Here is a 21,476-nt window from a genome sequence, read left to right on the forward strand (position 1 = left end):
CCATGGCGGTCTGCAAATGGCAATTTCCCGTGCTTCCGGTGCTCACGTACCAGATGTACGCTGCGCTCCGGGTCACGGAAAACCACCATTTTCGACTCACCCTGAGCTGAATGTCGATTGGTCCTAGAGCGCCTTGCCCGCCTCCATCGTCAGTGCCAGCGAGCGTTTGCGCGCATCATGGTCGTACATCGACGAGGCGATGATCACCTCGTCGACCTTCGTGCGGGCAACGAACGCCTTCAGCCCCGCCGCAATATCGTCGGCGGTGCCGACCGCCGAGCATTGCAGCACATGGTCGAGGATCGCGCGCGCGTTAGGCGGCAGGCTGTCCTTATAGCCAGCCAGCGGCGGCTGCATCTTGCCCGGATTGCCGGTGCGCAGCGCCACGAACGCCTGCTGCTGAGACGAGGCGAGCAGTTCGGCTTTTTCGCGCGCATCTGCAGCGAAGGAATTGAACGCCGCGGCGACATAAGGCTCGGCGAGCTGCGCCGACGGCTTGAACTGGCGACGATAGATGTCGAGCGCCTCGTCGAGCGCGTCAGGGGCAAAGTGGCTTGCGAACGCGTAAGGAAGCCCGAGCATCGCAGCGAGCTGTGCGCCAAAGGTGCTCGACCCCAATATCCACAGCGGGATATGCGTGCCGGCGCCCGGCACCGCAGTGATGCCAAGTTGGTCGTCGCCGGCCAGAAACGCCTGAAGCTCCAGCACATCCTGCGGAAACTGGCGCTCGTCGCTGGCGAGCGTCCGGCGCAGCGCGCGCGCGACGCGCTGATCCGCCCCCGGCGCGCGCCCCAGTCCCAGATCGACGCGGCCGGGGAACAAGGCTTCGAGCGTCCCGAACTGCTCGGCGATCACCATCGGGGCATGGTTGGGCAGCATGATGCCGGCGGAACCGATGCGGATGGTCTTGGTGGCCTGGCCAAGATGCGCGAGCACGACCGAGGTCGCGGCACTCGCGATCCCCGTCATGCCATGATGCTCGGCAACCCAATAGCGCGCATAGCCGAGCGCCTCGGCGTGGCGGGCGAGATCGGCGGCGTTGGCGAGCGATTGGGAGATCGTGCCAGTGTCGGTCACGGGCACGAGGTCGAGGAAAGAGAGTTTCGTCATGAAACCGATATGCGGTCGAGGGTGACGCGGTTCAAGGCACGATGAAGCCCCTCCCCTTCAGGGGAGGCACCTACATACTTGTGTGACCCAAATCATTTGACATGGGTCACATAAACACCTAAACTGGTTTCAGAAAAAGGGGCTGGATCCGGTGGCAATGCAATTCGACACTCTTCTTCAAATGATGGCCGCGTTCCCCGACGAACAGGCTGCGATTGATCATTTCACGTCGATCCGTTGGAAGGGCGGGGCTTACTGCCCGCACTGCGGCTCGACCCGCGTCTATCATTTCTCGGACAAGCGGAACCACAAGTGCGGCGATTGCCGTAAGCGGTTTTCGATCAAGGTCGGCACGATCTTTGAAGACAGCAAGATCCCGCTGCGCTCTTGGATGCTGGCGATTTGGCTTATCACGTCGCACAAAAAGGGCATTGCCAGCACCACGCTCGCCAAAGACCTTGGGGTGACCCAGAAAACCGCGTGGTTCATGACCCAACGCCTTCGCTATGCAATCCGCACCAAGTCGTTCAATCGCCCGCTGAACGGCGAAGTTGAAATCGACGAGACGTATATCGGCGGCAAGGCTGCGAACCGCCACAAGGGCGACCCGAAAAATGGCCCCGGCACCAAGGGTAAGGTAGCGGTGATCGGCGCCCTTGAACGCGGCGGTGACGTTATTGCCACGGTGATCGACCGCACCGACACCGCAACATTGGATGGCTTCGCGCACGCCGTGGTGTCGCCGGACGCAATCTCTGTTTCGACGGACGAACACAGCGGTTACCGCAATCTTTCACGGACCTTCAATCACGACGTTGTCCGCCACAGCGCGGGCGAATATTCGCGCGGCGACCACCACACCAATGGCATCGAAGGCTTTTGGTCGCTGTTGAAGCGCCAGATCATCGGGATCCACCATTTTGTCAGCGCCAAGCACCTGAACGCCTACGTCGGTGAAGTGGCGTGGCGTTTTAACGAGCGCGACACCGGCGAAGGTGATCGCGTGAACGCCCTCCTCGCACAGACCACTGGTCGCCTCACCTATCGGGAATTGATCGCATGACAGACAAGAAAAAAGACAAGCCGCTTTCCATAGATATTCCGTTCGATGAAGCCTTGGAGCGCTTCATCGGCACAGATCCAAAGGAGCTTGAAGACGTGAAAGACGACGACGACACCCCGACCGGGAGCGAAATCGATTTGCCCAAGGCGACACACCAAGGGCAAATGACGGTCGGCGACCTGTTGCTCGATTGCTACGTCCTTGGGGACGGACGGCGCGTTTTTCACAAGCGCGGGATGGCGCGCGCTCTGGGCTTGAAATCAGAAGGCGGCAATGCCTTCATGAAAACCATGTCCGGCAAGGGGCTTGGATCCGGGTTGCCCTCAGCCTTGCGTGAAAAGATCAATAATCCCATTAATTTCAAACCCCTGACTCAGGATCTGGCGCACGGTTATGACGCAGACGTCCTTGCGGACGTGGCAAAAGCCATCGTAGCAGCGGATCGCGATGGGAAATTGACCAAGGCCCAGTCTCGCTTGGCTGTTCGGGCGCAGATCCTTCTCAACGCCTTCGCCAAGGTCGGCGTGGTCGCGCTGATCGACGAAGCAACCGGCTACCAACAGATCCGCGATCCCAAAGCCCTGCGAATCCTCATCCAGCAGTATATCGATGAGGAAAAGCGGGAGTGGGAAAAGCAATTCCCCGATTCCTACTATGATGATCTGAACCGCCTGTATGGCAGCAAGAGCCTCACCAAGACCGGAACCGGCGCAGTAATCCAGAACCGGCCACAGCACTTTGGCAAGTTCACCCGCTCCTATGTCTATCAGCCCCTTGAGAATGGCGCGGTTTTGGAAGAACTGGATCGCATCAATCCCAAAATCGACGCCAAGGGCACCCGCAAGGCCCGTTTCCACCAGCATTTGACGCTGGGCTACGGCATCGAAAAGCTGAAACGCCAAGTCCAGGAAGTTCAGACCCTCATGGCCGTGTCAGACACGGTGACGCAGTTTAAAAAGCTGTTCATGAAGCGCTTCCCCAAAAAGGGCGATCAGTACGATCTGCTCGACGACTGAAAAATTGGATCCGCCCGCGTTTTGGGCGGATCCAGCCTATGGGTCACACAGGTATGTAGGCCCCTTCAGGGGAGGGGTTGGGGTGGGGGCTGTCGGCGTGGCGCAAGGTCGATGGCCCCCACCCGCTGCGACTAGGGAGCAAGCTCCCAAGTCTCGCTGCCCTCCCCTGAAGGAGAGGGCGAAACTACGCGCGTTCGTCCTTTGGCGAATCCATCAGCACATAGGTGGTGATCGAGTGGACCTGCGGCAGCATCCCGAGCACTTCGGTATGGAAATGCTTGTAGGCCGCCAGGTCCTCGGTCTCGATGCGCAGCAGATATTCGATTGCGCCGGTGATGTTGTGGCATTCGCGTACTTCGGGCGCATCCGCCATCGCCGCCTCGAAATCGCCCTGCGCCTTCTTGGTATGCGTCGACAGGCCGACGGTCACATAGGCGAGGAAGGTCAGACCAAGCTTCGCCGGATCGATCCGCGCACGATAGCCTGCGATCACGCCGCTGCGCTCTAGCTCCTGCACGCGGCGCAGGCACGCCGAGGGGGACAGCCCAACGCGCTCGGCAAGTTCGAGGTTCGAGATTCGCCCGTCGCGCGACAATTCATGCAATATCTTGCGGCCAATGGTGTCTATCTTGGTCATAGATTGCATAATCTATCTCATCGACGCCGATCTTTGCAACCCATAGCATCGCAAAACGCATTATATTGCGCGACATGGAACAGACCGCTCTCCTCGCCCTCTCCGCCTTCGCGCTCGTCTCGTCGATCACGCCGGGGCCGAATAATATGATGCTGATGGCGTCGGGCGCCAATTTCGGCCTGCGCCGCACCGTGCCGCACGCACTCGGCGTCGGGTTCGGCTTCACGCTGATGATCGTCCTCGTTGGCGTCGGGCTGATGGGATTGTTCGACCTGTTCCCGGTTCTGAACACCGTGCTCAAGGTGGTGAGCGTCGTCTATCTGCTATGGCTCGCGTGGAAGATCGCGAATTCCGCCGCACCCGACACCGAAAGCGGCGCGCGCGGCAAGCCGATGACCTTCTTCCAGGCCGTGCTGTTCCAGTGGGTGAACCCCAAAGCCTGGTCGATGGCGCTGACCGCGATCGCGCTCTATGCGCCAGACCGCAATCTCGGCGCCGTGCTGCTTGTCGCGCTGATCTTCGGGATCATCAACCTGCCCTCGACCAGCCTGTGGGCGGTGATGGGTCAGGTTATGCGCAGCTGGTTGTCGAGCCCGGCGCGGCTCAAGGTGTTCAACTGGACGATGGCGGCATTGCTCGTCGGATCGCTCGCCCTCCTGATTTAACCCGGCTGATCTGATTGCAAGGTTGCATCCCGCAACCTATGGACGGCGCCCCCCTCTTCTGACCGGAGAACAAGAGCATGCAGAGCCGCCGCCTCGGCACGAGCGCCATCCATGTGTCCGACATCTGCATGGGGACGATGACCTTCGGCAGCCAGACCGACGAGGCCGAAGCGTTCCGCGTCCTCGACCGCTGCTTCGACGCGGGGATCAATTTCTATGACACCGCCGAGGGCTATCCGGTGCCGCCCGACGTCAAATGGGTCGGCCGCACCGAGGAGATCGTCGGGCGCTGGATGAAAACCAAGCCGCGCGATGCGATCATCCTCGCGACCAAGGTGTCGGGGCCGAGCCACGTCTGGTTCAAGTCGCCGTGCCGGGGCGGCATGACGGCGCTCGACCGCAAGAATATCTTCCAGGCGGTCGACGACAGCCTGACGCGGCTGCAGACCGACTATATCGATCTCTACCAGACGCACTGGCCCGACCATGATGCGCCGTACGACGAGATGATGGACGCGCTCGACGAGCTCGTCCGCGCCGGCAAGGTCCGCATCCTCGGCTGCTCGAACGAAACGAGCTGGGGGCTGATGAAATCGCTCGCCGCATCGGACCAACTGGGCGGCGCGCGCTTTCACACGATCCAGAATAATTTCAGCCTCAACAACCGCCGCTTCGAGGACGAACTGGCGCAGGTGTGCCGGCAGGAAGGCGTCAGCCTGATCCCTTACTCGCCGCTTGCCGGCGGCGTACTCTCGGGCAAGTATCAGGGCGGCGCCCGGCCCGAAGGTGCGCGTTTCTCGCGCTACCTCGGCATGGAAGGACGGCAGGCCGTGATGGGCCAGCGCTTCGTCAACGAAAAGAGCCTCGCGGCGACCGAACGCTACCTCAAGATCGCCGAAGAGGCCGGGCTGCATCCCGTTACAATGGCGACCGCCTGGTCGAAGCAGCACGACTTCGTCGCCTCGACGATCGTCGGGGTCAGCGCCTATGATCAGGTCGATCCGATCCTCGACGCGATGGAACTGGTGCTGGGCGACGATGTGATGAAGGCGCTGTACAAGGTCAGCAGGGAGATCCTCTACCCGATGGGGTGAGCCGACGGCCATTCGAGCGCTAGCGCGTCGCCAACGGGCAGAGCGCGCCATGCCTTCGAAAGCCGTTCAAAATCCGCAAAAACCTGCGACCGCGCGGCGTCGATCCGCGCGCGCTCGTCGGCGCTGTCGGGGCGCGGCGGGCTCCGCCACGCGATGTCGAACAGGAAGGCGGCGAGTTCGGATAGCTAGCCTTCCCTGCCCTGACTCTTGATCAGCTTCGCTCCCTTCGCGACCTGCTTGCGCGCCGCGCGCTGGCGTTCCTTTGCCGACAGCGCGCCGCGCGCCTCGACATGAAAGGAGCCCGCATCGCCGCCCGCGGCGATCTGCCCGAACACGCCGGTCTTTAGCCCGAGCGCCGCCTCGACGACGAAATGCACCATGTCGTGCGGCAGGTCGGGATCGAAACCCGGCGCCGGGTCCATGACCAGCACCGGCGCATTGGTGCGCTCGATCCGCATGCCGTAGCGGCGCGCGCCCGACCGGATGAAATGGACTTTCATAGCCCCGCCCTATAGGTTCGCGGCCATCTCTTTCAAAAGGATTTGCGATGATTCCTGCCCGCCGCGCGTTTTTCGCCCTCGCCGCTTTCTCCGCCGTGATCGGCACCGCGCACGCCGCAAACCCGACGATGTTCCGCGACGCGGGATGCGGCTGCTGCCTCAAATGGCTCGAGCAGGTGAAGGCGTCGTTCGGACAGAAGGCGGTCGTGGTGAATTCGCCCGACATGACTGCGGTCAAGGACAAGCAGGGCGTGCCACAGGCGCTGCGCAGCTGCCACACGGTGCTCGTCGGCGGTTATGTGATCGAGGGCCATGTGCCCGCGAAAGAAATCGGCCGCCTGCTCCGCGAAAAGCCCAAGGGCGTGAAGGGCCTCGCGGTCGCGGGCATGCCGATGGGCTCGCCCGGCATGGAGCATGGCGACCACCGCGAAGCCTATAAGGTCATGACCTTCGGCCCCGCAGGCCAGCGCGTCTATGCAAGCTACGCCGCGAGCGGCGGCGCGCACGCGCACTGATCGCGCGGCGGCCAATGCTGTTCCGCGCCGCCATTCTCGAACGGATCAGGACCGGCGAAGTGACGCTCGCCTTTCGGCGCTGGCGGCGCCCGACCGTCAAGGCCGGTGGACGGCTGCGCACCGCGATCGGCGAACTGGCGATCGAAAGCGTGACGCCCTGTGCCTCCGCCGCGATTTCCGAGGCCGATGCGCGCGCGGCCGGTTTCGTGTCGCGCGCCGAATTGCTGGCCGAGCTCGACGCGCGGCAGGAAGGCGATACCCATCGCGTCGCCTTCCGTTTTGATCGGCCCGATCCGCGCATCGCGCTCCGCGAGGCCGGCGATCTTTCGGCAGACGAGGTGGCGTCGCTCGCGCAGCAGCTCGATCGCCTCGACCGGGGCGCCGGTCCGTGGACGCTGCCGGTCCTGCGCCATATCGCCGCCCACGAAGGACAAGCAGCCGCCGGCATTGCAAAATCGCTCGGCGTCGAGAAGGCGCGGCTCAAGCAGAATATCCGCAAACTCAAGGAGCTTGGCCTGACCGAAAGTCTCGAGACCGGATATCGCCTTTCGCCGCGCGGCAAGGCCCTGCTCGAAGCCCTGCCAAGCTAGCGACGTCAGGCCAGCTCGGCCTTGAACAACGCCAGCATCCGCGCCCACGCCTTTTCGGCCGCCGCTTCGTTATAGGCGCGGCCATCGGGCGGGCACCATCCGTGCATCGCGCCTTCGTAAACCTCGACCTCGTGCCACTGCTTGCGCGGTTCGAGAACGGCCTTGAGCAGCACCTTCTCGTTCGGATTTTCCTTGTCGTCATTGTCGGCGATCGCGAACAGGTAGCCGGCGTTGGTCTTGGAGATCAGCAGATGCGGGCTGTCGGGTTTGTCGGTGCCGACGCCGCCGCCATGGAAGCTCCCCGCCGCGCCGACGCGATCGGGCTTCAGCGCCGCGGTATAGATCGTCATCGCCCCGCCCATGCAGTAACCGGTGGTGCCGATCTTGCGCTTCGTATCGACCTCCTTCTGCGCGTCGAGAAAGGCGAGGTGCGCCTTCGCGTCGGTCTCGACGATCGGGCGCGTCAGCTGCTTCAGATAACCGAACAGCTTCTCGCGGATCGCGGGGTTATTGAAATCGTTGGCGGCATCGACCACCGGCGACTTCTGCCAGCGATAGAAGGGATTGACGCACAGCACCGCATAGCCCTCGCCCGCCAGCCGGTCGGCCATCTGGCGAAAGGCAGGGCGAAGCCCGCGAATGTCGGGCCAGATCAGGACGCCGGGATGCTTGCCGCTCGCGGGCGCGACAAAATAGGCGTCGCAGATGCCATCGTCGGTCTTGATCTCGACATCGCGGCCCTTCACGGGCTTGCCCGCGATCGCACGCGCAGGCAGCGCCGCGATCAACGCGCCAGCACCCGCAAGCGCGGCAAAATTACGCCGCCCGACGGACAGTCCCGCGCGGTCGAGATCGGCTTCGGTGTTTTCGGTGCACATATCTCTCTCCTCGAAAGGCGTTATGAAAAGTCGCGGAAAACTGCGTAACTTCATTCGCGATTGCATATTTCATCCCGCGATCGGGATCGAACCGGGCGCGAAGCTAATCCAGGCGCTCAAAGTAGGACAGCGGTTTTTGCTGTTCAAATCCTCCCTCTGGCGCAGCCATGGGGAGGTGGAGGGGCAGCGACGTCGCTCTATCAGCCCCTCCGTCAGCGCTTTGCGCTGCCACCTCCCCATGGCTGCGCCACAGGGAGGATCAATTGTCGTTGAACGTCAGAGCCGCCACTTCTTCGAAGGTCAGCGCGATATGATGCACGCCGACCTTGCGCAGCATCGCGGCGTGGCCCGCGCGGTCGACGATGTGCCCGGCGCCGCAGAAGCCGACGACGGTCATGCCCGCCGCAAGCCCGGCCTGCGCGCCGGTCGGTGAATCCTCGATCGCGAGACATTGCGCCGGATCGACGCCCAGCCCCTTCGCGGCGGCGAGATAGATGTCGGGATGCGGCTTGCCGCGGTCCCAGCCGTCGGCGCTGTAGACATGCTCGCCGAAATGATGGCCGAGCCCGAACAGCCCGAGCGCCCAGCCGATATATTCGGCGCGGCTCGACGAAGCGATCGCGCGCGGCATGGAACCCAGTGTGCCGAGGAAGTCGCCGACGCCCGGAACGGCATCGAAACCATCCATATAGCGCGCCCGCGCCCGTTCGCGGTGCGTCTCGCGGAAATCGGCCGGCAGCGCGCGGCCATAGCGTGCAATAATCCGCCGCTCGATCTCCTGCCAGTTATGGCCGTAATAGTCGCGCAGGCATTCGTCATAGGTCGCGGGCATGCCGGCGGCGGTCAGGCTCTCGGCCAGCGACAGGTTGGCGCGCACCTCGCTGTCGGCGACGACGCCGTCGAAATCGAAGATGATCGCGGCGGGAGGGATCGATCTCATATTCTTCATATTTTCCGCCTAGAGCATCGGGGATCAGGAGACACCCCAGTGAAATTCATTTCCCTAAAATCGCGCGGCGGCAATTACCTGGTCGTCGCCGAAAATGTCGCCTGGCTCCGCGACTATGAAAATGGCCAGACCCAGGTCGGCATGGTCGGCGGCGCACCCTTGCTCGTCGCCGGCAAGATCGAGGAAATCGCTGAATCCGTTCTGGCGCAGGCCAACGCGCCGGAGTGATATTCTGACGACCGAGCGTCAGCGCATGACTTCATGCCCACGCGCATAACCCCACGCCCCCTCGCCCGACCAGCCGCGCCCGTCGGGGAAACTCAGCTTCAACCCGCTGAGCTGCGCCGGGTCGAACAGGCGCATGTTGACGCCCATCAGATCGACCTCGCCCCCCATCCGTTCGATCAGTCCGGCGGTCGCCGACCAATGCGTCGTGCAACCGCAAGTCCCACAAAAATGGAGGTCCGAATTGGGGTTTTCGCGATCGGCGCGATTATAGGTTCGCGTCGCACCCTCGATCACGACGTCGCGCGGCGACAAATAAGCCCAGAGGATGCCATGCGAGAAGCAGAGCGAGCAATTGCACTCGGCGATTTCCTCGGGCGCCTTGGCGAGCCGCACCGAGACAGCGCCGCAGTGGCAGGTGGTATTCCAGCTCATCGGTCCCTCATATATCCTTGAATCATTGCATCACACGCGGCGGCGCCCAAAACCCGGTCGCGCAGGCGCAGGATGGACGGCGGGCTCAGGCGGATTTTGGAACCGGTCAATAGCGGCAAGTGCCTCCTCGATGCGCCGGTCGGTTAACGTAAAGCCGATCCAGATATCGGCGCGGACCCCGAACAGGGCGTTCGCCTTCGAAAAATAGCCAGCCGGGTGCGAAGGCGGAAACCGGTCGGGGCGCGTGAGGCGCAACAGGATGAATTCCGTCTTGCCACGGCTCCCCCAAGTCGTAATTCGCGAGATTTCTTGCCACGGGATCGTATCCTCCGACCAAGAGCGCGAATAAATTCCTCTGGATGAAATTCTGACGCGTTCGGCCGAACGAAACAAGCGTGGCAGAAGGCCGATTCCCGCGATCCCGAAGAAGATCAGGCAAATCCAGCCGACAATCTGTCGTTTCACGCCTTGTGCGGGAACAATCAGCCCCGCAAAAATAGCGGAAAACCAGACAATGCCCACACAAAGAGCGATTGCCGCTGCAATGCGCCACCGGGAATCCCTTGCAATGAAGGGATCCTCGCTCACTCCACCGTCACCGACTTCGCCAGATTGCGCGGCTGGTCGACGTCGGTGCCCTTCGCGACCGCGACATGGTACGCCAGCAACTGCACCGGCACCGCATAGACGAGCGGCGCGATCAGCGGGTGGACCTTGGGCATTTCGATTGTCGCCATGCAGCCTTCGCCGGCTTCGGCGAGGCCCTCGGCGTCGCTGATCAGCACGACCTTGCCGCCGCGCGCCATGACCTCCTGCATATTGCTGACGGTCTTTTCGAACAGCGGCCCGCTCGGCGCGAGGACGATCACCGGCACCGCCTCGTCGATCAGCGCGATCGGGCCGTGCTTCATTTCGCCCGACGCATAGCCCTCGGCATGGATGTACGATATTTCCTTGAGCTTGAGCGCGCCTTCCAATGCGAGCGGATAGTCGGGGCCGCGGCCGAGATAGAGGACGTCGCGCGCCGGGGCGACGAGGTGCGCCATCTTCGAAATTTCCTCGTCGTGCGCGAGCGCGGCGTTGAGCGCGGCGGGCGCCTCGATCAGATGCCTGACGATCTCATGCTCGTCGGCGGCGCTGAGTTTGCCTTTCTTCAGCGCGAGGTGCGCAGCGAGAGCGGCGAGCACCGCGAGCTGGCAGGTGAAGGCTTTCGTCGAGGCGACGCCGATCTCGGGGCCGGCATGGGTCGGGAGCAGCAGGTCGGCTTCGCGCGCCATGCTGCTGGTCGGCACGTTGACGACGACCGCGATCGTCTGCCCGTGCGCCTTGCAATGGCGGAGCGCGGCGAGCGTGTCGGCGGTCTCGCCCGACTGCGAGATGAAGAGCGCGAGGCCGCCGGGCTGGAGCACCGGGTCGCGGTAGCGGAATTCCGACGCGACATCGATGTCGACGGGAACACGCGCGAAGGTCTCGAACCAGTATTTGGCGACCATGCCGGCATAGAAGCTGGTGCCGCACGCGACGATCGTGATGCGCTCGACGCCCGCGAGGTCGAAATCCATCTGCGGCAGCGCGACGGTCTGTTCGAGCGGGCGGACGTAGGAGGAGAGCGTCTGCGCGACGACGGTCGGCTGCTCGAAAATCTCCTTCTGCATGAAGTGGCGGTAATTGCCCTTCTCGACCGCAGCGGCGGTGACGCCCGAGGTGGTGATTTCGCGCGTCACCGGATTGTTTGCGGCATCATAGATCTGCGCGCCATCGCGCGTGATGACGACCCAGTCGCCCTCGTCGAGATAGGCGATCTTCTGCGTCAGCGGCGCCAGCGCGAGCGCGTCGCTACCCAGATAGGTTTCACCGTCGCCATAGCCGACGACGAGCGGCGAGCCGAGGCGGGCGCCGATGAGGAGATCGGGATGCTGGCGGAAAGCGATCGCGAGCGCGAAGGCGCCGCGGAGCTGGGGGAGCACCGCCTTGACCGCGTCCTGCGGCGACTTGCCGGCTTCGACCTGTTCGCTGACGAGATGCGCGACGACTTCGGTATCGGTCTCGCTTTCGAAGATGCGCCCCCGTGCGGTGAGCGCCTCGCGCAGCGGCTTGAAATTCTCGATGATGCCATTGTGGACGAGCGCGACTTCGCCCGTTGCGTGCGGGTGCGCATTGCTCGTCGTCGGGGCGCCGTGCGTCGCCCAGCGCGTGTGCGCGATGCCGACGGTGCCGGGCGCGGGGTTGCCCGCAAGCTCCTTGACGAGATTGCCGAGCTTGCCCTCGGCGCGGCGGCGGATCAGCTGGCCGCCCTCGACCGTGCATACGCCCGCCGAGTCATAGCCGCGATATTCCATGCGCTTCAGCCCGTCGACGAGGCGGTCCGCGACCTGGGCCGTGCCGATGATTCCGATAATTCCGCACATGGATAATGGCTTTCTTTTACAGCGTGTAGGGAACGCGAATACCCGGCATCGCCGCCGGAAACACCTTGATATTGCGCGTGACGAGGATGCGTCCGCCGATCTGCGCGGTCGCCAGTACGAAAGCGTCGGCCAAGGTCAAGCCCTTGCGCTCTGCCCGCAGCGCCGCGGCGCGGCGCGCGACCGCGTCGCCGACCTCCTCGACCTGGAAACAGCCGAGGAAGGCTTCGACCGCTTTCACCGATGCGGGATCGGCGGCGGACATGACTTCGGTCCAGCTGATCCGGCTGATGCTCTTGCGCCCGGCGCGGCGGATTTCGGCACGCGCCGCCTCGACGCCGCTCAGCGCATCGATCAAAATATCGCTGTCGAACTGCGCGTCGATCATTCGCGCTTGCCCCTGAGGCGCCGCTGATATTTCAGCCCGTCGCCGATGTCGGTGCGGCCGCGCCAGATGCCGAACGCATTGTCGATCGCGTCCCCCGACACATCGGCACGATAGGCCGTCACCGCGCGGCGAACGAGTTCGGCACGCGACACGCCTTGCTGGGCCGCGAGCGCGTCGAGCCACTGAATATCGTCATCGGGAATGTCGGCAAGGAAGCGCATGCTTCGCTGATATCATATCATGATATCAAATCAAGCCGGCAGCATCTTCCTGTAGACGACAAATCCGGATTTTTCGGCAATGCGATCATAGAGCATCATCGCCGTGTCGTTGGTTTCATGCGTCAACCAATAGACGCGCGGCAACGAACGCTCCTTAGCTGCGCCATAGACGGCCTCGATCAGCGCGCGACCGACGCCCTTTCCGCGCGCTTCGGCGGTGGTGAACAGGTCTTGCAGGTAAAGCGACGGCAGCAACGACGTCGTGCTGCGATGCAAAAGATAGTGGGTGAGGCCGAGAAGCGCGCCGTCCTGCTCGGCGACGAGCGCGAACATCGGCTCATAGGGATCGAAGAAGCGCTCCCAGGTCGCAGCCGTGATCTCGGGTGCCAGCGCGGTATCGCCGCTGCGGCCGTAGAATGCGTTGTAGCCGTCCCATAAAGCCAGCCAGCGGTCATGGTCGGCGCGCGCCGCCGGTCGGACGATCAGGTTGCTCATGCCCGCCCGAAATTCCGGTCGACGAAGATCATCGCGAACTGCACCGGATCGGGCGCCGCGCCATTGCCCGCGGCAAAGCGCGCTTTGCCGTCGGTCCAGATTTTCAGGATCTGCGCCTTCAATTCGGGGCCGAACTTCATCTGCTGCTCGACGATCTGTTCCCAGTTGCCCGTCGCACCGAAGCTCTGTTCGAGCTGCGGCACCATCGCCTTGCAATAGGTCTCGGTCGCCGCGTCGAGATGGCCGATCGCCTTCAGCACCCAGGCGTCGACAAAACGCAGGAACGGCTTGTCGGTATAGCGGTCACTCATCTGTCTTCTCCATCATCCATTCGTCGCGGAGCAGCCCGTAGATCAGCGAATCGCGCACGCCGATATGCGTTTCCCACTCGCCGCGCAACCGGCCTTCGCGCTGAAAGCCAAGGCGCTCGAGCAGTCCGATCGAGCCGGGATTTTCGGGGTCGGTGTCGGCAAAGATACGGCGCAGCTTCAGATCGTCAAAACCATGATCGATCACCCGCGTCACCGCCTCGCGCGCGATGCCGCTGCCCCATTGGTCACGGCGCAGGATATAACCAATCTCTTTCACGTCGGGCTTTCCGTCGATCAGGATCACCCAGCCGAGCGCCGCGTCATCGCCCGCGGTGATCGCCCAGCAAAGATAGCCCCGCCCTTCGGCGGCATTGCCTTTGACATAGTCCGCGGTCTCGGCGGGCGATGCGTGCGGCCCACTCGACCACCAGATCATCACCTCGGGATCGGACAGCACCGGGAACAGCGCGGCGGCGTCATCCTCGCGCAGCTGGCGCAGCACGAGGCGCGCGGTCGTCAGCGTCGGCGCGGACATGGGCTATTTCTTCTCCGCCGCTTTTTTCTTGCGCATCGCATCGTGGAAGCGGTCGGCCCAGCCGGGCTTGACCAGTTGCTCGGCGCGAACGAGGCGAAGCTCGCCATCGGCGACGTCGGCGGTCACCGCACTGCCCGCGGCGACGATCGCGTCGCGGCCGATCTTGACCGGCGCGATCAACGCGCTGTTCGATCCGATGAAGGCATTCTCGCCGATCTCGGTCTTATATTTGAAATAGCCATCATAGTTGCAGGTGATCGTGCCTGCGCCGATGTTTGCGCCGGCCCCCACGGTGACGTCGCCAAGATAGGTAAGGTGGTTCGCCTTCGCGCCCTTGCCGAGCACCGCCTTCTTCGTCTCGACGAAATTGCCGATCTTGGCCTTCTCGCCGAGGATCGTGCCGGGGCGGAGGCGCGCGAACGGGCCGACTTCGCAGCCGGTGCCGACGATGGCGCCTTCGATATGGCAATTCGCGCGAATCTTCACATTGTCGGCGATGGTCGCGCCCGGGCCGAAAAAGACATTGGGCTCGATCAGCACATCGCGGCCGAGCTTGGTATCCCACGCGAACCAGACGGTGTCGGGAGCAATCAGGCTCGCGCCGTCGACCATCGCCTGCTCGCGCCGCCGCGCCTGCCACTCGCCTTCTAGTCCCGCGAGTTCGCCGCGACTGTTGATCCCCGCGACGTCGTAGGGATCGGTGACGACGACCGCACAATGGCGCCCGTCGGCATTCGCGATATTGACGATGTCGACGAGGTAATATTCCTTCGCCGCATTGTCGTCGGTGACGCGCGCCAGCAGCGCGAAGAGGTCGGCCGATTTCGCCGCCATCAGCCCCGAATTGCAGAGACGTACTGCGCGTTCGGCGTCGGTCGCATCCTTGTGCTCGACCATCTTGGTGACATAGTCGCCTTTGGTGATCACGCGGCCATATTGCTGCGCATCGGCGGGCTCGAACGCGAGCACGACGACCGCCGGCGCATCGGGGGCGTTCAGCCGGTCGATCATCGCGCGCATCGTCGCCGCAGGAACGAAAGGCACGTCGCCATAGAGGATCAGCACATCGCCGTCGAAACCCGCCAGCGCCTGTTCGCCCTGCTGCACCGCATGACCAGTGCCGAGCTGCGGATCCTGCACCGCCAGATCGGCGCTGCCCGCCAGCGCGGCTTCGAGCTGATCGGCCTTGTCGCCGACGATCACGACCTTCTTGGCGGGGCTCAGTTCGTCGATGCTCGCCATCAGGTGTAGCAGCATCGGCCGCCCCGCGATCGGGTGCAGCACCTTGTGCAGGTCGGACTTCATGCGGGTGCCTTTGCCCGCGGCAAGGACGATAGCGGCGATGGGATTGCTCATGCGCGCTGCCATGCCAGCAAATCATTGCGGTTTCCAGAGCATCGCGCCATGCGCGGCGGATGAACGGATTTCCTTTTGCGATCGTCGGCTTCGATCTGGACGGCACGCTCCTCGATACGCTCGGCGATCTTGCGGCCGCGGTTAATCATACGCTGGGACTGATGGACCGCGCGCCGCTGACCGAGGCGGCCGTGCGGCCGATGATCGGACGCGGCGCGAAGCATATGCTCGAGGAAGGGCTGCGCGCGTCGGGCGGCGTGCCCGATGGCGCGGTCGAGCGGCTCTATCCCGAACTGCTCAATTTCTACGAAGCGCATATCGCGGTCCACAGCCGCCCCTTCCCCGGTGTGATCGCCGCTCTCGACCGGCTCGACGCGCTGGGCGTGCGCACCGCGGTCGTCACCAACAAGGCCGAGCATCTGGCGCGCGTCTTGCTCGGTGAATTCGATCTTGCCGACCGCATGGCGACGATCATCGGCGGCGACACATTGGGTGTCCGCAAGCCGTCGCCCGAACCGATTCATGCCATGACCCAGCGATGCGGCGGCGGGCGCGCGGCCTTCGTCGGCGACAGCATCTATGATGTGATGGCTGCGAGGAATGCGGGCGTGCCCAGCGTCGCGGTCAGCTTCGGCTTTCTCGACCGGCCCGCTCCTGAACTCGGGGCCGACCATGTCATCGATGATTATGACGAACTGATCCCGCTACTCGAAACGCTCTAACGCTTCCGCCACTTCGTCCAGAGATGCTTCGCGAGCATCGCGGGCGGCATGCGCAGCCAGTGCGAGCGGATATAAAAAGCCTGTTCCAGCATCGGTTCCGTGACCTGTCCCCAATCGTCGCGCGCAAAAAGACGGCGGCGGAACCACGCGTCGGTCGGCTCCTGCCGATCCCACCCGCTCGGCAGCGCCGCACCATAGAGATCGCGCGACAGCCGCGCGGCGCGGTGCACCGCACCTTGTAGCCCGTGCAGCGCCGCCCGCCCGTCGAGCGCCCCCCAGAAGCCCGTATCGGCGGCGATGAAATCGCGCGTCATCGTGTGGAAGTCCCACAGATTGCGCAGCCCGCCCTGCAGATCGCCGTCGGAGAGCATATGCGCGGCGCAGTGGCACGCCATGTCGGCGGGGTTGAGCACCGCAAAACCCGCGCTACTCGTCACCGCATCGCTGACCAGCGCGAGCGCGTCGGGGGTGATCCGGTGGGTGCGCGGCAGGATCGTGTGGTGGACGTCGATCATCCGGTCGCGCGCCTTGTGGATCATCGGCGGCAGCTCGTGCATATGCTGGCGGTAATAGGCGTCGTCATAGGGGTCGGACTTCACCCATTCCCACCCGGCCTTGAGCAGAAAGTTTTCGGTGCGGCGGATGTCGTGCGCGAGGACCAATATGTCGAGGTCGCCGATCTGGCGTCCTGCGGCGCACGACATGCCCGCGGCGGCATAGGCCGCGCCTTTCAGCAGCACGAATTCGATCCCCGTGGGGGCGAGTGCGCGCCGCGCCATCTCCGCCTCCCACAATGCCTGGGCCTGCGCAACTTTGGCTGCGGCGCGCTGATCGGCGAAGAGCGCGGCGACGCTCGGCGGCAGGTCGGCATCGGCGAGACTGTGCGCGAGCGTCGCGAGCATCGCCTCGCTGCGCGCGACCCCGACGATGCCGTCCCAGTCGCGCGGGGCCAGCGCGGCGGGGTCGCGGCGGCCGGCGAGGAGGTCGACGAAGCTTCGCACCGCGCTCACTTCGCCGCCTCCGCCCAGAGCTGCCCGACCAGCGCGATACCGGCGGCGCTGTCGGGATAGGAGATGCCGAAGGCCGGGGTTTCGCGAACCAGCCGCATCAGCGCGGCGAAACCCGCTTCGCCGAGCGCGACATAGTTGGTCGACGCCTCGGTCAACCGGACGAATGCCTCGCCCTCGCCCATCGGCTCGACCGCCACCTCGCCGCCGAAGCGTGGAAACAGCAGCAGTGCGGGACGCGCGGGTTCGTGCATCGCCGCGATCGCATCGGCACGCGGGATCAGGTGACGAATATCGCCCTTCGGCGTTGCGACGAGCAGCGGCCCAAGCCGCGCCGGATCGACGCGTGCGGCAACCTCGGCGATCGCGTCATTCTTCAGGCTGACCGCGCGCGGAAAGGCGAACGCATCGCCGCAGGCGGGGTCGATCAGCGTGAACTCGTCGCCCATCAGCCGCCAGTCGCCCTCGCCGAGCAGCGCGGCGAGGGTCGATTTTCCCGATCCCGATTCGCCCGACATCAACAGCGCGCGGCCATCCTTTTCCACCGCGCTCGCGTGGAGCAGCATGTGCCGCCGCCAGCCGAGCGCGACCTGCAAATTCATCCCCATCTCGGCGGCGAGCAGCCCCATCGACAGCGGCAGCGGCAACGCGTCGGGGACGACAAAATCGCCGCCGATATGGACCGACGGGCGCAGCCAGCGCCGCCACGGCCGCGCCGCGAACAGCCGCACGGTCGCGTCGGCGGGGCGCGTGTCGTCCTGCGGGTAATCGGCGTAAAGCTGCCGGAGCGATGCAATCGGCTCGGCCCAGTCGCTGCCGATGCGGAACTGCACCGGGCCGACCGCGATGCGAAGGCTATGCCTCACGCGCGCTCCACCAGCCCCATCGCGGCAAGCTCGCTCAACCGCTCGGCAAGAATCGGCTGCACATCGCTGTCGCCGTCGAGATCGAATGTCGCCGCAAGGCGCGAAGCGAGGATCGCGGCGCTGCATGCGTCGGCGCCCATGGCATCGAGAATCTCGGGCATCGGCGACACGACGAGATGCGTCTGCATCGAGCGCCGATCGAAGATCGCTGTCAGTTCGCCCAGCGGTTCGATACGCAGGGCGCCCGGCGGTGCGGCGCGATAGGCGCGGTCAGTCATAATCTGCGGCGGCGGCAGTCAGTTTCGCAAGGATAGCCATCAGCGTCGCGCGTTCGCTGGCGCTGATATTCGATTCGAGCTGCGCCTCGCTGGCCAACGCAGCGGGAACAATGGCGTCGTAAAGCGAACGTCCGGTTGCGGTGAGTTCCAGATGGTGCGAGCGGCCGTCCGCTTCGTGCGCCTGACGCGCGATCAGTTGGCGATCGGCCAAGGCTTTCGCCGCGCGGTTCACCGTCACCTTGTCCATCCGCGTCGCCTCGACCAGCGCGCGCTGCGTCTTCGGCTGCCCTTCGCCGAGCACCGCCATCAACCGCCATTCGGGAATCTTCAGCCCGAAGCGATTTTCATATTCGGCGGCAATCCGGCTCGACAGGGCATTCGATGCGATGGACAGGCGGTACGGCAGGAAATTATCGAGATTCAGCTTCTTCGCGGCCATGCCTTATATATCCCCAAACTCGTAACCCCGGCGCGGTCCATCCTATCGCCAGTTTCGGGTCTGTGAAGGGCGGAATGACGCGATAATCAGAAAGAAACGCGCGCACCGACCCACAATGTCCGCGGCGTCGCGCGCTCGACGATGCCCGATGACGAGATCGCAACGGGCACCAGCTCGTCGAACAGATTCTCGCCGCGCGCCTCGATGCTGATCGCCTCGACGAGCTTCCACGACAGGCCAGCGTCGAGCGTCAGCGCGTCACCGAGTTCGAGCAGGCCAAGATCGTCCTCATTCTGCTTGCCGATATAGCGCAGCGTCGCAAAGCCGCCGAACGGGCCATTCGCATTGCTGCGCAGCGACACGCTGCCGCCATGCTCGGCGATCTGCGCCGGCCGACGTCCCTCGAGGGTCGCCGCGCCGCCCGACGCATCGACCTCGGCATCGGTGAAAGCATAGGTCGCGCGCAAGGTCGCGGGGCCGATCCGCTGTTCGGCGCTGACCTCGACGCCCTTGCTGTCGATCGCATCGAGATTCTGCCGCTGGTTGAGGTTCGGGGCGAGCGTGACATTGGCGATGGCGTTCGTCAGATGGTTCGCGAACAGCGTCGCCGACAGTTTTGTACCGCCGCTGTTCCAGTCAACGCCGACCTCGCCGCCCCATAGCCGCTCGGGTCTGAGCATCTCGTTCGCGGTCGTCACCTCGACGCCGACGCGGAAGGGGCGATAGAGTTCGTTGAGCGTCGGCAGGCGCCAACCGCGGTAGCCCGCGGCACGCAGCGAGACCGCGTCGGACGTCCAGCGCACGCCCGCACGTCCGCTGCCTTCCCACCCTTGCCGCGCTGCGAAACGCAAGTCCGTGATGACCGGCCCGGCGATATTGCGTTCGAGGCGATGCCCCTCGCCGAGCGACCAGCGATCGACACGCCCGCTCAGTGTCCAGAGGAAGCCGTAATCGCTATCGCCCGACGTCCATTCGGCAAAGGCGCCGAGGGTATCGCTGCTGCCGCCCGCGATGCGGTGGCGACCGGGGGTCGTGCCGGCAAAGAAGAAGTCTTCTTCGGTCCGCCCGGTGGTGCGGCGCCAGTCGGCGCCAACGCGGAGCGGGTTCGCGCCGCCGATCGCCGGGCGCAGCTCGAAGCGCGCGCCGAGGCCGGTCGCGGGTACGCGCTGAAAGAGCGCAGGGGCGACGCTGTTCCGCCCCGCCGCGACGCTCGCGAAACCGCTCTCGAAATCGCGGACCTGCACATAGGCTAGAGCGAACCATTGGGTCGCGCCATAGGGATCGTGGACGAAGCGCAAGCTGGCATCGACGCCTTCGGTCTTGCTTGTGGTGAAATCGGTACCGCGATCGCGGCGGTCGGCGAAACCGCGCAGGCTCGCTTCGACCCGACTGTCGTCGCCGGCGTCGAAACGCAAGCGCACACCCAGCCCGCCCTGTTCATAGGCGGCGGCGCGGTCGACGCTGCCGCGCTGCCCCATGGCGATCGGAATGAAGCCGTCGCCGCGGCCGTAGCGACCATCGACCGCGACTTGGCCGTTACCCAGATCGCCGCCGGCGCTGGCCGATGCGTCCCAACTATCGCGGCTGCCATAGGCGAGACTCGCCTCAGCGCCATCGGTCATGGTCGAATAGAGACCGACCGTCCCAGCTAGTGCGCCGGGCCCATCGGCTCCACTGCCGCCGCCGCGCGTAACGATGATGCCGCCAAGGTTGATCGCATCATAGGCGCTCCACGCGACCCAGCCACCGAACGGGTCGGCCTGCGGCACCCCGTCGAGCGTCACCAGCGCGCGGCTCGATGCATTGCCGCCGAGACCGCGCAGCGTCACGCCCTGGCTCGTCGGATGCGCGCTGCGCCCGTCGCTGCGGCGAAACTGGACGATGCTCGCCTCGTCGCGCAGGCGGTTCTCGATGCGGGAGCCGAGTCCGGGCAGCAAATCCGCCAGGATTGTGCTGCTTTGGATCAAGTCGCCGTCATTATGCTGAAGCAGCCCACCGCGAACCACGATTTCATAGGGGCTGTGCGAAGTAACCGGATCGGCTGTTGTCCAGTCGATGTCGCCGTCGTAATCCTCCTGCGCCATCGCCGCCGCCGGCAATGCCAGCAACGCGACCCCGGTCAGAAGCCGAATCACGCGGGCTTGACTGCGTCGGGGTGGGCTTGCTGGAACGCGTCCAGTTCCATGCAGGCGGCATCGATTTCTACCAGCCGCGGATAGGCGTCGAGCGGCACTTCGAAGCGCCGCGCGTTGTAGATCTGCGGGACGAGGCAGCAGTCGGCGATTCCCGGCGTGTCTCCACCGAGATATTTCGCCTCACCCGCCATCGCCTCGAGCGCCTCGAACCCCTGCGCGATCCATGTCGCGATCCAGCGGTCCTTGGTCTGTTCGTTCAGCCCGAGATCGCGGGTCAGATATTTGAGCACGCGGAGGTTGTTGAGCGGGTGGATGTCGCTCGCGATCACTTGCGCGCGCGCCAGCGCGATCGCGCGCGGCATCGCTTCCTCGGGAATCAGCCGCGGTTCGGGAAAGGCGCGGTCGAGCCAGTCGATGATCGCCATGCTCTGGATAATCGGCTCGCCGTCGACGACGAGCATCGGGACAAAGCCCTGCGCATTTTGCTCCAGATAGGCATCGCTGCGCTGCTCGCCCGCGATCAGGCTGATCTCGACGCGCTCATAATCGAGCGCTTTCAGGTTCATCGCGATGCGAACGCGAAAGCTGGCCGAGGAGCGGAAATAGTCGTGGAGAACGAGTTGGGTCATGCGCGGACCTAG

At 64.5% G+C, this 21,476-nt stretch carries 28 protein-coding genes; 8 read left to right on the plus strand and 20 right to left on the minus strand.

The features are described from left to right. Positions 1 to 123 precede the first annotated feature (123 nt). Positions 124 to 1,110: an LLM class flavin-dependent oxidoreductase gene (locus tag ACREBX_RS02585; protein ID WP_431560193.1), complete on the minus strand. Its 987-nt coding sequence runs from the start codon at positions 1,108 to 1,110 to the stop codon at positions 124 to 126. 157 nt (positions 1,111 to 1,267) lie between these two features. On the opposite strand from ACREBX_RS02585, the gene ACREBX_RS02590 reads away from it, so the two are divergent. Continuing rightward, the gene (locus tag ACREBX_RS02590) at positions 1,268 to 2,173 is read left to right on the plus strand and encodes an IS1595 family transposase (RefSeq protein WP_431560248.1); all 906 of its coding nucleotides are present in this window, start codon (positions 1,268 to 1,270) and stop codon (positions 2,171 to 2,173) included. Further along, complete coding sequence (locus ACREBX_RS02595; protein WP_431560194.1) at positions 2,170 to 3,189, plus strand: P63C domain-containing protein; 1,020 nt, start codon at positions 2,170 to 2,172, stop codon at positions 3,187 to 3,189. Before ACREBX_RS02590 ends, ACREBX_RS02595 begins: the two co-directional genes overlap by 4 nt. 184 nt (positions 3,190 to 3,373) lie before the next feature. Here the strand turns inward: ACREBX_RS02595 and ACREBX_RS02600 are convergent, their stop codons facing one another. Further along, positions 3,374 to 3,826: an Lrp/AsnC family transcriptional regulator gene (locus ACREBX_RS02600; RefSeq protein WP_431560195.1), complete on the minus strand. Its 453-nt coding sequence runs from the start codon at positions 3,824 to 3,826 to the stop codon at positions 3,374 to 3,376. A gap of 74 nt (positions 3,827 to 3,900) precedes the next feature. Between ACREBX_RS02600 and ACREBX_RS02605 the strand changes: the two genes are divergently transcribed. Together ACREBX_RS02605 and ACREBX_RS02610 are read left to right on the plus strand one after the other, a co-directional pair. Then, positions 3,901 to 4,491 (plus strand): LysE family translocator, encoded by a 591-nt coding sequence (locus tag ACREBX_RS02605; protein WP_431560196.1) that lies wholly within the window; start codon positions 3,901 to 3,903, stop codon positions 4,489 to 4,491. Positions 4,492 to 4,568: 77 nt separating this feature from the next. Then, on the plus strand, positions 4,569 to 5,585 hold the full coding sequence (locus ACREBX_RS02610; protein ID WP_431560197.1) for an aldo/keto reductase: 1,017 nt from the start codon (positions 4,569 to 4,571) through the stop codon (positions 5,583 to 5,585). 185 nt (positions 5,586 to 5,770) lie between these two features. Here the strand turns inward: ACREBX_RS02610 and ACREBX_RS02615 are convergent, their stop codons facing one another. Further along, complete coding sequence (locus tag ACREBX_RS02615; protein WP_431560198.1) at positions 5,771 to 6,085, minus strand: hypothetical protein; 315 nt, start codon at positions 6,083 to 6,085, stop codon at positions 5,771 to 5,773. A 47-nt stretch (positions 6,086 to 6,132) separates the two neighbouring features. Between ACREBX_RS02615 and ACREBX_RS02620 the strand changes: the two genes are divergently transcribed. Next, positions 6,133 to 6,600, plus strand: coding sequence for a DUF411 domain-containing protein (locus tag ACREBX_RS02620; RefSeq protein WP_431560199.1), 468 nt, complete (start codon positions 6,133 to 6,135; stop codon positions 6,598 to 6,600). Positions 6,601 to 6,614: 14 nt separating this feature from the next. Continuing rightward, positions 6,615 to 7,190 (plus strand): hypothetical protein, encoded by a 576-nt coding sequence (locus ACREBX_RS02625; protein ID WP_431560200.1) that lies wholly within the window; start codon positions 6,615 to 6,617, stop codon positions 7,188 to 7,190. 5 nt (positions 7,191 to 7,195) lie between these two features. On the opposite strand, the gene ACREBX_RS02630 is transcribed toward ACREBX_RS02625, so the two are convergent. Both ACREBX_RS02630 and ACREBX_RS02635 read right to left on the minus strand, forming a co-directional pair. Next, positions 7,196 to 8,068, minus strand: coding sequence for a dienelactone hydrolase family protein (locus ACREBX_RS02630; protein WP_431560201.1), 873 nt, complete (start codon positions 8,066 to 8,068; stop codon positions 7,196 to 7,198). Positions 8,069 to 8,327: 259 nt separating this feature from the next. Next, positions 8,328 to 9,017 carry an HAD family hydrolase gene (locus tag ACREBX_RS02635; protein ID WP_431560202.1) on the minus strand — a complete coding sequence of 230 codons (690 nt, stop codon included), beginning with the start codon at positions 9,015 to 9,017 and terminating at the stop codon, positions 8,328 to 8,330. 39 nt (positions 9,018 to 9,056) lie between these two features. Here ACREBX_RS02635 and ACREBX_RS02640 point away from each other — a divergent pair, with 39 nt between their 5' ends. Continuing rightward, positions 9,057 to 9,245 (plus strand): hypothetical protein, encoded by a 189-nt coding sequence (locus ACREBX_RS02640; RefSeq protein WP_431560203.1) that lies wholly within the window; start codon positions 9,057 to 9,059, stop codon positions 9,243 to 9,245. A gap of 18 nt (positions 9,246 to 9,263) precedes the next feature. Here the strand turns inward: ACREBX_RS02640 and ACREBX_RS02645 are convergent, their stop codons facing one another. From ACREBX_RS02645 to glmU, 9 genes are read right to left on the minus strand one after another with little or no spacing between them, the layout of a single operon-like run. Beyond that, positions 9,264 to 9,677, minus strand: a complete 414-nt coding sequence (locus ACREBX_RS02645) for a GFA family protein (RefSeq protein WP_431560204.1) — start codon at positions 9,675 to 9,677, stop codon at positions 9,264 to 9,266. A 30-nt stretch (positions 9,678 to 9,707) separates the two neighbouring features. Then, positions 9,708 to 10,265, minus strand: a complete 558-nt coding sequence (locus ACREBX_RS02650; RefSeq protein ID WP_431560205.1) for an STM3941 family protein — start codon at positions 10,263 to 10,265, stop codon at positions 9,708 to 9,710. Beyond that, on the minus strand, positions 10,262 to 12,085 hold the full coding sequence (glmS, locus tag ACREBX_RS02655; RefSeq protein WP_431560206.1) for a glutamine--fructose-6-phosphate transaminase (isomerizing): 1,824 nt from the start codon (positions 12,083 to 12,085) through the stop codon (positions 10,262 to 10,264). The genes ACREBX_RS02650 and glmS overlap by 4 nt, the downstream gene beginning before the upstream one ends. Before the next feature lie 16 nt (positions 12,086 to 12,101). After that, positions 12,102 to 12,470 carry a PIN domain-containing protein gene (locus ACREBX_RS02660; protein ID WP_431560207.1) on the minus strand — a complete coding sequence of 123 codons (369 nt, stop codon included), beginning with the start codon at positions 12,468 to 12,470 and terminating at the stop codon, positions 12,102 to 12,104. Further along, positions 12,467 to 12,691 (minus strand): CopG family transcriptional regulator, encoded by a 225-nt coding sequence (locus ACREBX_RS02665; RefSeq protein ID WP_431560208.1) that lies wholly within the window; start codon positions 12,689 to 12,691, stop codon positions 12,467 to 12,469. Before ACREBX_RS02665 ends, ACREBX_RS02660 begins: the two co-directional genes overlap by 4 nt. A 30-nt stretch (positions 12,692 to 12,721) precedes the next feature. Beyond that, complete coding sequence (locus tag ACREBX_RS02670; protein ID WP_431560209.1) at positions 12,722 to 13,186, minus strand: N-acetyltransferase family protein; 465 nt, start codon at positions 13,184 to 13,186, stop codon at positions 12,722 to 12,724. Then, positions 13,183 to 13,497, minus strand: a complete 315-nt coding sequence (locus tag ACREBX_RS02675) for a hypothetical protein (RefSeq protein ID WP_431560210.1) — start codon at positions 13,495 to 13,497, stop codon at positions 13,183 to 13,185. The genes ACREBX_RS02670 and ACREBX_RS02675 overlap by 4 nt, the downstream gene beginning before the upstream one ends. Further along, positions 13,490 to 14,032 (minus strand): GNAT family N-acetyltransferase, encoded by a 543-nt coding sequence (locus ACREBX_RS02680; RefSeq protein WP_431560211.1) that lies wholly within the window; start codon positions 14,030 to 14,032, stop codon positions 13,490 to 13,492. Before ACREBX_RS02680 ends, ACREBX_RS02675 begins: the two co-directional genes overlap by 8 nt. 3 nt (positions 14,033 to 14,035) lie before the next feature. Then, entirely contained in the window at positions 14,036 to 15,388 is a 1,353-nt protein-coding gene (gene glmU, locus ACREBX_RS02685; protein ID WP_431560212.1) for a bifunctional UDP-N-acetylglucosamine diphosphorylase/glucosamine-1-phosphate N-acetyltransferase GlmU, read from the minus strand. 59 nt (positions 15,389 to 15,447) lie between these two features. On the opposite strand from glmU, the gene ACREBX_RS02690 reads away from it, so the two are divergent. Next, entirely contained in the window at positions 15,448 to 16,110 is a 663-nt protein-coding gene (locus ACREBX_RS02690) for an HAD-IA family hydrolase (protein WP_431560213.1), read from the plus strand. Here the strand turns inward: ACREBX_RS02690 and ACREBX_RS02695 are convergent. From ACREBX_RS02695 to maiA, 6 genes are all read right to left on the minus strand, one after another. Then, positions 16,107 to 17,120 (minus strand): nucleotidyltransferase domain-containing protein, encoded by a 1,014-nt coding sequence (locus ACREBX_RS02695; RefSeq protein ID WP_431560214.1) that lies wholly within the window; start codon positions 17,118 to 17,120, stop codon positions 16,107 to 16,109. The two genes, ACREBX_RS02690 and ACREBX_RS02695, sit on opposite strands and share 4 nt — an antisense overlap. Then, positions 17,117 to 17,983, minus strand: a complete 867-nt coding sequence (locus ACREBX_RS02700) for an HprK-related kinase A (protein ID WP_431560215.1) — start codon at positions 17,981 to 17,983, stop codon at positions 17,117 to 17,119. The genes ACREBX_RS02695 and ACREBX_RS02700 overlap by 4 nt, the downstream gene beginning before the upstream one ends. Next, on the minus strand, positions 17,980 to 18,261 hold the full coding sequence (locus ACREBX_RS02705; protein WP_431560216.1) for an HPr-rel-A system PqqD family peptide chaperone: 282 nt from the start codon (positions 18,259 to 18,261) through the stop codon (positions 17,980 to 17,982). The genes ACREBX_RS02700 and ACREBX_RS02705 overlap by 4 nt, the downstream gene beginning before the upstream one ends. Next, positions 18,254 to 18,700 carry a MarR family winged helix-turn-helix transcriptional regulator gene (locus tag ACREBX_RS02710; protein ID WP_431560217.1) on the minus strand — a complete coding sequence of 149 codons (447 nt, stop codon included), beginning with the start codon at positions 18,698 to 18,700 and terminating at the stop codon, positions 18,254 to 18,256. Before ACREBX_RS02710 ends, ACREBX_RS02705 begins: the two co-directional genes overlap by 8 nt. 86 nt (positions 18,701 to 18,786) lie before the next feature. After that, complete coding sequence (locus ACREBX_RS02715) at positions 18,787 to 20,835, minus strand: TonB-dependent receptor (RefSeq protein WP_431560218.1); 2,049 nt, start codon at positions 20,833 to 20,835, stop codon at positions 18,787 to 18,789. Continuing rightward, positions 20,832 to 21,464, minus strand: coding sequence for a maleylacetoacetate isomerase (gene maiA / locus ACREBX_RS02720; RefSeq protein WP_431560219.1), 633 nt, complete (start codon positions 21,462 to 21,464; stop codon positions 20,832 to 20,834). Before maiA ends, ACREBX_RS02715 begins: the two co-directional genes overlap by 4 nt. Positions 21,465 to 21,476 lie beyond the last annotated feature (12 nt).

This window comes from Sphingopyxis sp. (assembly GCF_050725655.1).
In the GTDB taxonomy this organism is placed as follows: Bacteria; Pseudomonadota; Alphaproteobacteria; order Sphingomonadales; family Sphingomonadaceae; genus Sphingopyxis.

Bases quoted from the DNA above. Each gene is read 5' to 3' on its own strand.
- ACREBX_RS02585 (WP_431560193.1), bottom strand. From the start codon at position 1,110: ATGACGAAACTCTCTTTCCTCGACCTCGTGCCCGTGACCGACACTGGC.
- ACREBX_RS02590 (WP_431560248.1), top strand. From the start codon at position 1,268: ATGCAATTCGACACTCTTCTTCAAATGATGGCCGCGTTCCCCGACGAA.
- ACREBX_RS02595 (WP_431560194.1), top strand. From the start codon at position 2,170: ATGACAGACAAGAAAAAAGACAAGCCGCTTTCCATAGATATTCCGTTC.
- ACREBX_RS02600 (WP_431560195.1), bottom strand. From the start codon at position 3,826: ATGACCAAGATAGACACCATTGGCCGCAAGATATTGCATGAATTGTCG.
- ACREBX_RS02605 (WP_431560196.1), top strand. From the start codon at position 3,901: ATGGAACAGACCGCTCTCCTCGCCCTCTCCGCCTTCGCGCTCGTCTCG.
- ACREBX_RS02610 (WP_431560197.1), top strand. From the start codon at position 4,569: ATGCAGAGCCGCCGCCTCGGCACGAGCGCCATCCATGTGTCCGACATC.
- ACREBX_RS02615 (WP_431560198.1), bottom strand. From the start codon at position 6,085: ATGAAAGTCCATTTCATCCGGTCGGGCGCGCGCCGCTACGGCATGCGG.
- ACREBX_RS02620 (WP_431560199.1), top strand. From the start codon at position 6,133: ATGATTCCTGCCCGCCGCGCGTTTTTCGCCCTCGCCGCTTTCTCCGCC.
- ACREBX_RS02625 (WP_431560200.1), top strand. From the start codon at position 6,615: ATGCTGTTCCGCGCCGCCATTCTCGAACGGATCAGGACCGGCGAAGTG.
- ACREBX_RS02630 (WP_431560201.1), bottom strand. From the start codon at position 8,068: ATGTGCACCGAAAACACCGAAGCCGATCTCGACCGCGCGGGACTGTCC.
- ACREBX_RS02635 (WP_431560202.1), bottom strand. From the start codon at position 9,017: ATGAAGAATATGAGATCGATCCCTCCCGCCGCGATCATCTTCGATTTC.
- ACREBX_RS02645 (WP_431560204.1), bottom strand. From the start codon at position 9,677: ATGAGCTGGAATACCACCTGCCACTGCGGCGCTGTCTCGGTGCGGCTC.
- glmS (WP_431560206.1), bottom strand. From the start codon at position 12,085: ATGTGCGGAATTATCGGAATCATCGGCACGGCCCAGGTCGCGGACCGC.
- ACREBX_RS02660 (WP_431560207.1), bottom strand. From the start codon at position 12,470: ATGATCGACGCGCAGTTCGACAGCGATATTTTGATCGATGCGCTGAGC.
- ACREBX_RS02665 (WP_431560208.1), bottom strand. From the start codon at position 12,691: ATGCGCTTCCTTGCCGACATTCCCGATGACGATATTCAGTGGCTCGAC.
- ACREBX_RS02670 (WP_431560209.1), bottom strand. From the start codon at position 13,186: ATGAGCAACCTGATCGTCCGACCGGCGGCGCGCGCCGACCATGACCGC.
- ACREBX_RS02675 (WP_431560210.1), bottom strand. From the start codon at position 13,497: ATGAGTGACCGCTATACCGACAAGCCGTTCCTGCGTTTTGTCGACGCC.
- ACREBX_RS02680 (WP_431560211.1), bottom strand. From the start codon at position 14,032: ATGTCCGCGCCGACGCTGACGACCGCGCGCCTCGTGCTGCGCCAGCTG.
- glmU (WP_431560212.1), bottom strand. From the start codon at position 15,388: ATGAGCAATCCCATCGCCGCTATCGTCCTTGCCGCGGGCAAAGGCACC.
- ACREBX_RS02690 (WP_431560213.1), top strand. From the start codon at position 15,448: ATGAACGGATTTCCTTTTGCGATCGTCGGCTTCGATCTGGACGGCACG.
- ACREBX_RS02705 (WP_431560216.1), bottom strand. From the start codon at position 18,261: ATGACTGACCGCGCCTATCGCGCCGCACCGCCGGGCGCCCTGCGTATC.
- ACREBX_RS02710 (WP_431560217.1), bottom strand. From the start codon at position 18,700: ATGGCCGCGAAGAAGCTGAATCTCGATAATTTCCTGCCGTACCGCCTG.
- maiA (WP_431560219.1), bottom strand. From the start codon at position 21,464: ATGACCCAACTCGTTCTCCACGACTATTTCCGCTCCTCGGCCAGCTTT.